This is a genomic window from Dyadobacter sp. (assembly GCF_051859145.1).
GTDB lineage: Bacteria > Bacteroidota > Bacteroidia > Cytophagales > Spirosomataceae > Dyadobacter.
Genome location: NZ_JBHYGF010000260.1, coordinates 1 through 6,066, shown reverse-complemented (window position 1 = coordinate 6,066; position 6,066 = coordinate 1). Strand labels below are relative to the sequence as shown.

The following is a 6,066-nucleotide window of genomic DNA, read 5'->3' as shown; positions in this document are numbered from 1 at the left end:
GGGCTACATTGTAATTTTTATTATTCTCGCGTAAAGTGGCGTCCAGCGACTCGGCAACTTTGACTTTGTCAATGAATTTGTCGCAGCTCAGGTACCATTTGTTAATGTACTCATCGCCGCGGTGGATCGCTGAAATAATAAATTCCTTGATCACCACATCATATTCATTTTCGATCACGCGCAGTCCGCCGTTCATTTGATTGACAGAAAGCTGCTCGCCAACCACATTGAGGTAATGCTTGGTACGGCCGGTAATTTTGATCTCAGCCCGCGCCTTGTCGGTAATTGTCACCGTATCGCCGATCATGTAACGCCATGCTCCGGAAACGGTTGAGATCAGCAGAACGTATTCAACATTCTCTTCTGTATCAGCCAGCGAGAGTACGGTACCGCCGGGCTTTACCATTCCGTCTTCATCCACATTATCTGCATTGAATGGTACAAACTCGTAAAAAATGCCATTATCCGGGAACAGCGCCATGGAGGTGGTTTCTGGACGTTTTTGAATAGCGATGAAACCTTCGGAAGCCAGGTAAGTATCGATATAAATCAGCGGGCGCGCCAGTAATCTTTCCAAACTTTTGCGGTAAGGATCAAATGCGACCCCACCGGTTGTATAAACGGTCAGGTTTGGCCAGATATCGTGAATGGTTTCGAGCTTATTGTGGCTGATAATCTCTTTGAGCATCAGCTCCACCCAGGCAGGAATTCCTGAAATGCAGCCGATATCCCATTTGGGCGCTTCTTCTGCTATCCTTTTAATGCGTTCGTCGAAGTCGGCAATGGAGGCAATTTCCTGTCCGGGCTTGTAAAACCCGCCAAACCAGCCGGGCAGGTTGCTCGCGCTGATCCCGCTGATTTCACCTTCCTGGTGATCGTCTTTCTGGATGAGGCTGGTACTGCTGCCGAGCATCAGGATTTGTTTTGTAAAAAAATCGGATGGGAGATCAAAGACGCCCAAATTGGTAATTTCGGAAACGCCGGCTTTGCGGATGCAGGCGAGCATATCGTCTGTTACCGGGATGTATTTACTATTGCTGGTAGTGCCACTGCTCAATGCAAAATAGCTCTGTCCGCCCGGCCAGGTTACATTCTGATGTCCTTCGAGCAGGTAGTGCCACCATTCTGAAAACATTTTGTCATAATCATGAACAGGCACTTTCTCCTGAAAAGCCCTGACGATATCGTCAGCTGCAAGTATCTCGGCGAACTGGTATTTTTTGCCAAATGCAGTAAGTTTTGCAGTTTCTAGCAGCTTTCCGAGTGCTTCTTTCTGGGCCTGGACAGGCTCGGGATCACTTAGGATCTTGCCTGTAAAATCAATCGCTTTCTTGATTAGCTCGCCAATGACAGCCATTATTTGTGAAGGTGTTTGTGGTTTTTAAAAGAGGAGGAAAAAATTTGTGCCATGATATCTATCGTGAAACTTCATACGATCATATGCGACATTTGTAACAACAGGAGGCTCCGCAGGAGCCCTTGTTCTACCGAGTGCCCGTGTTTGCCTATAAACAGGAGGCTCCGCTGGAGCCACTTTGTTGTTTGGCACTCTGCGTCGTCTTTTCAAAGCGGCCGCAGAGCGGCCTCCTGTTTATAGAAGGATGCAACTGGTAAATATAGTAGGCTCCCGAGGAGCCTCCGTTCTCCCAGGCAAATATCCCTTTCATTATCAACCTAAATCACGATATTAGAGGAGTTTTAACCTATTGTTTAACAACACAGACCGACATGGAAAAAATGGTGATTACAAAAGGGCTTTTAATGCTGGCGTTTGCGCTGGCAACAACGGTGAGCTGGGCCCAGGGAGACAAGCCCAAGCCAAGTCCTGCACAAACTGCTACCGGCAAAGCGGGTGCTGCTATGATCACGATCAACTATTCTGCGCCGTCGGTAAAAGGCAGGAAGATTTTTGGTGAGCTGGTGCCTTACGACAAGGTTTGGCGCGCCGGTGCGAACGAGGCTACGATCTTTGAAACGGATAAAGAAATTATGGTTGAGGGACAAAAGCTGCCGGCTGGAAAATACAGCCTTTACGCGATTCCGGGTGAGTCTGAATGGTCTTTTATATTCAATTCTCAAACAGGACAATGGGGTATCAAAAGGGGCGGGGAGACGTCAAAAGATGCAAGCAAAGATGTGCTGACCGTAAAAGCCAAGCCTAAGAAAAGCGCCTCCATGACGGAGCAACTGGCTTATGAGGTAACAGGAAGTGGCTTTGTTTTGCGCTGGGACAATACGGAAGTCCCGGTTTCAATTAAATAAGATTGCATAAGTTATAAATAAAAATGGCGACGGTAAGTACACCGCCGCCATTTTTTATTTGATTTTTCTGGGAAGTAAATTGAATCTAAGTCATAGTTACTCCTCTCTATCGACATTGCCAGGATCAATGAATTGGTACACTACCAGTTCCGGCCGTTGTTCAAGAAATTTCTTGCGGAAGATTGCCTCGCTCCTGAACGACATATCTGTTAAAATCCTCCTGTCAAAGCAAACGTCAAATTGTGGCAAATCAAACGGCCAGGGCGACACGGTAAGTACATTTTCAGACGGAGAAAGCAGGTCGTAACTGATCCCACCCGGTCCTATGCCGATTTCGACTTTCCGGTTTTCAGGCTGTACCCATTTCTGACAGATCAGGAGCGACAAAGCATCGCACCATTGCAGCAGCATGTAGGCTTGTTCCATGTCGTTTTGCGTAAGTTCCAGCTGTTTGAGCCAATCCTGATCCTGCTTCTTCAAGCCTTCACAGTATTTCTTCACAGCGGGATCTTCGGACTGGTCGTATAAAAACTGAATGTGCCTGGAAGTCAGCAGCGCGATATAGCGGCTTTTAGTTAACGCCATATTCAGGAGCTTGTCGAGCTTCGGCCTTTCAAAATCCCGCATTTTGTAGTTAACCGGTCCGCCCTGTTCGTTGAGCAGTATATCGTCCTCTTCCAACTCATTAAATGCATCGTCGTGCCCGAGGGTAGCGGCAATGGTTTCCATCCAGAATTTGGTCCTGAATTCAGGTTTCAAATGGAAGCAAAACTTCCCTGCGAGCAGCCCGTGCGCGCGCTGTGAAATCAGTTCCCAGCCTTTTTCCGTGTAATTGACGATCATGTTGGTAATAGTTTGCGGGGCTTGCTCAAATATTATGCCTTATCCCAGCTGACCAGCCAGCAATCACGCATTATCCAGCAAGAATCCGGGATCAATGCCCAGCTTCTGATACACAGCTTTAAGGAAAGGCACATCGGGCTCCCGCTTTCCATTCAGGATCTGTGACAATTTTGGTTTCCCAAGCCCTAGCATATCAGCGAGCGCAGCCTGCGTAAGTTTCAGCTGAAACCGTTTCAATTCAACCATTTCCGGGATGGTTTTGGGAATTGGAAATGGATAGTATATCTTTTCAAATCTTTGGATCGATAACGCAAGTGCTTCAATTTTAGACGCTTCTGCTTCGCTGATCTGTTCCTCACCTTTCTTCATCAGCTGGTTCAGTTCTTCCAGCGCGTCCTGGTAGTCTTTTTCGGTCTTGAGATTTTTCATAATTGTATTAAAGTGTTGAGATATCTACCTGGTCATATTCCTTGTGCGTGCCAATGAACCTGATGTAAAGCGTTCTTTTCCGAAAGAATATTCTTGCAATTAGTCGGCAATGATTCCCTGCAATGTTGAAGACGAACAAACCGTTGCCGACAGAATCCACAGAGTTAAAGGTCTGTCGGATCTCGGCAAAGTTGGACCAGTTGGCTGCTGCACTTTGTTTGTACCATTTTTCAAGTGAAGGCTGCATAAGCGGGTTTTTGAGGCAAAACTCGCGGATTGCTTTATGTGATACGATAACCAAATGTGTGTTAGTTTAATTTTTCTCAAGTCTAAATTTTATTTCATATTTTGAAAATAAATTTTATAAATAAAAAACTACTTAGCTGCATTCGTTTGAATTTGTAACTTAGCAACTCAGACAATTTCGCATTACCACCCTCTCGAACTATGCAGCAAAAAATCATTTACCTGGTCGATGATGACGAAGACGACCGCTTCTTTCTGACGGATGCCATTCAGGCTGTTTTTGAAAATGTATCCTTCCGCGAGTTTAAGAATGGTCTGGAATTCCTCACACACGTTTCCGAGCACGGAATGGAGGAGAAGCAAAGTCTTGTGTTGATGGATATGAATATGCCGCTGATGAGCGGGATCGAGACGATCAAAGAGCTGCGCTCCGGTCAGCCCCTTTCTAATGTGCCCGTCGTAGTGATCTCCACATCTTCTAGCGAAGAGCTGATCAGGGAATCTCATTCAGTCGGCGCTTCTGCTTACCTGGTGAAACCGGAAAGTACCACAGGGCTTCTTCAAACTGCAAAATCGCTTGAAAGTTATTTCAGCAGGGCATAGGGTTAGTCTGAATCCATAGCTACTTCGTAATCAGGCCAGGCGGCTATAAACACAAAACGGATGTCTCAAATGGGGCATCCGTTTTGTGTTTACTACATTCAGCTTACTTATTCCACCAAAGTGGCGTCGTGATATCATCATTGCCCTGCTGCTTTACCGCATTCTGGTAATTGGCCAGGTTGACACTCTGCTCTTTCGAAGGGTAGTAGAGCCGCTCCGGAACTCCCGTACCAAATAGTGGTTCAAACTTATAATTGGTTGTTTGTCCGCTCACAGTTCTGCTCCAAACAACGTCGCCGGATTTTACCAGGAAGGTCGGGTAGCCCGTGCGGCGCACTTCTGCCCAGGCTTCGTCGCCCTGGGTGTACAATGCGAGCCATTTCTGATTCAGGACATTTGCCTTGTCTGCTTTCGGCAATGCGGCTACGTAAGTTGCAATGTCAGCTGCGGCAACACCCCATTTCTGCAAAGAAGCAGTAACACCGTTAACATATTCCTGCTGGTCCCAGTTTTTGTATTCCGAGATCAAAAAAGCAACTTCTGCATATTCCTGCAACACTTCACCATAATTGGCTGCATTCACAGCGGTACCCGGCAAGCTCACGTCAGTTGCAGTCAGCAGGCCAGCTGCGGCCACTGGCAACCCGTAAGGCTGACCAACATATTCACCGGCTGCATTCCTGGTGGCGTAAATCGGCAAACGCGGGTCCTGCACTTTCACGGTACCTTTTGTGCCTTTTAAAACATCGATCAGCACGTGGGAAACTGCAAAATCTTTACGGTTGGCGGTTACAGTCGCGCGGTATAATGGAGCTTCATTTGGCGCCAAAGATTGATATCTGAAAACTGCATTATCCGCATTGGAAGTAAATACCCCTTTGGCCAGCGCATCTTCAAAGTGCGTGTTCGACTCTGTCGGAGCAGCTTTGCGGATGCGGGTTGCTACGCGCAGGCGGAGCGAGTTGGCAAACTTGGCCCATAGCTCGTTTTTGCCTTTGTAAATCACATCATAGTTGCCGAAAGTAGTGGCTGCCTTGTACTTGTTCAGCGTGTCGCCGGCTGCTTTCAGCTCATTCAGAATGTCAAGGTAAATCTTCTGCTGGCTTGCATAAGCCGGGCTCAGGTTCTCGGGATTCTGCTGCAAAGCCTGGAACTCGGGGTCGGGGTTTCCGTACGATTGGTACGGAATATTCCCGAACACATCGGTCAGGTTCTGGAAAGTGTAGGCTTTCAGAATGCGCGCGATCGCGATCTGGTTGGCATTGGTACCTGCTGTGCCAGCGGCCGCTACGTCTTTTGTCGCTGCATTTGAATTAAGAATAATAATCTCATTCAGGTTGTTGAGCGCCTTGTATGCATTGCTCCAGTAGGTGTCCGAGTAGGAGCGGGGAATGTCATAGCGCGACTGGTCACTGTAAATATTCTGGCTGTAATACTGGGCAAAAAGCTGTGAGCCGCGCAGGGAGCTGTTTTCGTTGCGGATGTTGTCAATCACCTGCTTTTCTGCATTGAGCAGGATCGTGGTGGTGGTCGCATTGGTCGGGCGGTTCGGATCTTCGTTGATTTCGCCCAGGTCTTCGCAGGACGACAGCAGCGCTGCGCTGAGTGTCAGTGTCAGGATGCTTTTACTATATATGAACTTTTGCATGGTCTTCGAATTTTAGTCTTAATAAATGGGACGGG

At 47.4% G+C, this 6,066-nt stretch carries 7 protein-coding genes; 2 read left to right on the top strand and 5 right to left on the bottom strand.

What is annotated here, in order from left to right; all coding sequences use genetic code 11:
• Nucleotides 1-1,357, bottom strand: a 1,357-nt coding sequence (locus ACTIE6_RS15340) for a GH3 family domain-containing protein (protein ID WP_439557472.1), incomplete at its 3' end; no start/stop codon positions are given.
• 371 nt (nucleotides 1,358-1,728) lie between these two features.
• Here ACTIE6_RS15340 and ACTIE6_RS15335 point away from each other — a divergent pair.
• Entirely contained in the window at nucleotides 1,729-2,262 is a 534-nt protein-coding gene (locus tag ACTIE6_RS15335; protein WP_439557471.1) for a DUF2911 domain-containing protein, read from the top strand.
• A gap of 96 nt (nucleotides 2,263-2,358) precedes the next feature.
• On the opposite strand, the gene ACTIE6_RS15330 is transcribed toward ACTIE6_RS15335, so the two are convergent.
• The 3 genes from ACTIE6_RS15330 to ACTIE6_RS15320 all read right to left on the bottom strand — a co-directional run bounded on the left by ACTIE6_RS15330 (nucleotide 2,359) and on the right by ACTIE6_RS15320 (nucleotide 3,781).
• Complete coding sequence (locus ACTIE6_RS15330; RefSeq protein WP_439557470.1) at nucleotides 2,359-3,105, bottom strand: DUF3891 family protein; 747 nt, start codon at nucleotides 3,103-3,105, stop codon at nucleotides 2,359-2,361.
• Between the two features lie 63 nt (nucleotides 3,106-3,168).
• Nucleotides 3,169-3,534, bottom strand: a complete 366-nt coding sequence (locus ACTIE6_RS15325) for a helix-turn-helix domain-containing protein (protein ID WP_439557469.1) — start codon at nucleotides 3,532-3,534, stop codon at nucleotides 3,169-3,171.
• A gap of 7 nt (nucleotides 3,535-3,541) precedes the next feature.
• Nucleotides 3,542-3,781: a type II toxin-antitoxin system HigB family toxin gene (locus tag ACTIE6_RS15320; protein ID WP_439557468.1), complete on the bottom strand. Its 240-nt coding sequence runs from the start codon at nucleotides 3,779-3,781 to the stop codon at nucleotides 3,542-3,544.
• Between the two features lie 200 nt (nucleotides 3,782-3,981).
• Here ACTIE6_RS15320 and ACTIE6_RS15315 point away from each other — a divergent pair, with 200 nt between their 5' ends.
• A complete protein-coding gene (locus tag ACTIE6_RS15315) occupies nucleotides 3,982-4,383 on the top strand; it encodes a response regulator (RefSeq protein ID WP_439557467.1) in 402 nt (133 codons plus the stop codon).
• 103 nt (nucleotides 4,384-4,486) lie between these two features.
• Here the strand turns inward: ACTIE6_RS15315 and ACTIE6_RS15310 are convergent, their stop codons facing one another.
• Nucleotides 4,487-6,031, bottom strand: a complete 1,545-nt coding sequence (locus tag ACTIE6_RS15310) for a SusD/RagB family nutrient-binding outer membrane lipoprotein (RefSeq protein ID WP_439557466.1) — start codon at nucleotides 6,029-6,031, stop codon at nucleotides 4,487-4,489.
• Nucleotides 6,032-6,066: the final 35 nt, after the last annotated feature.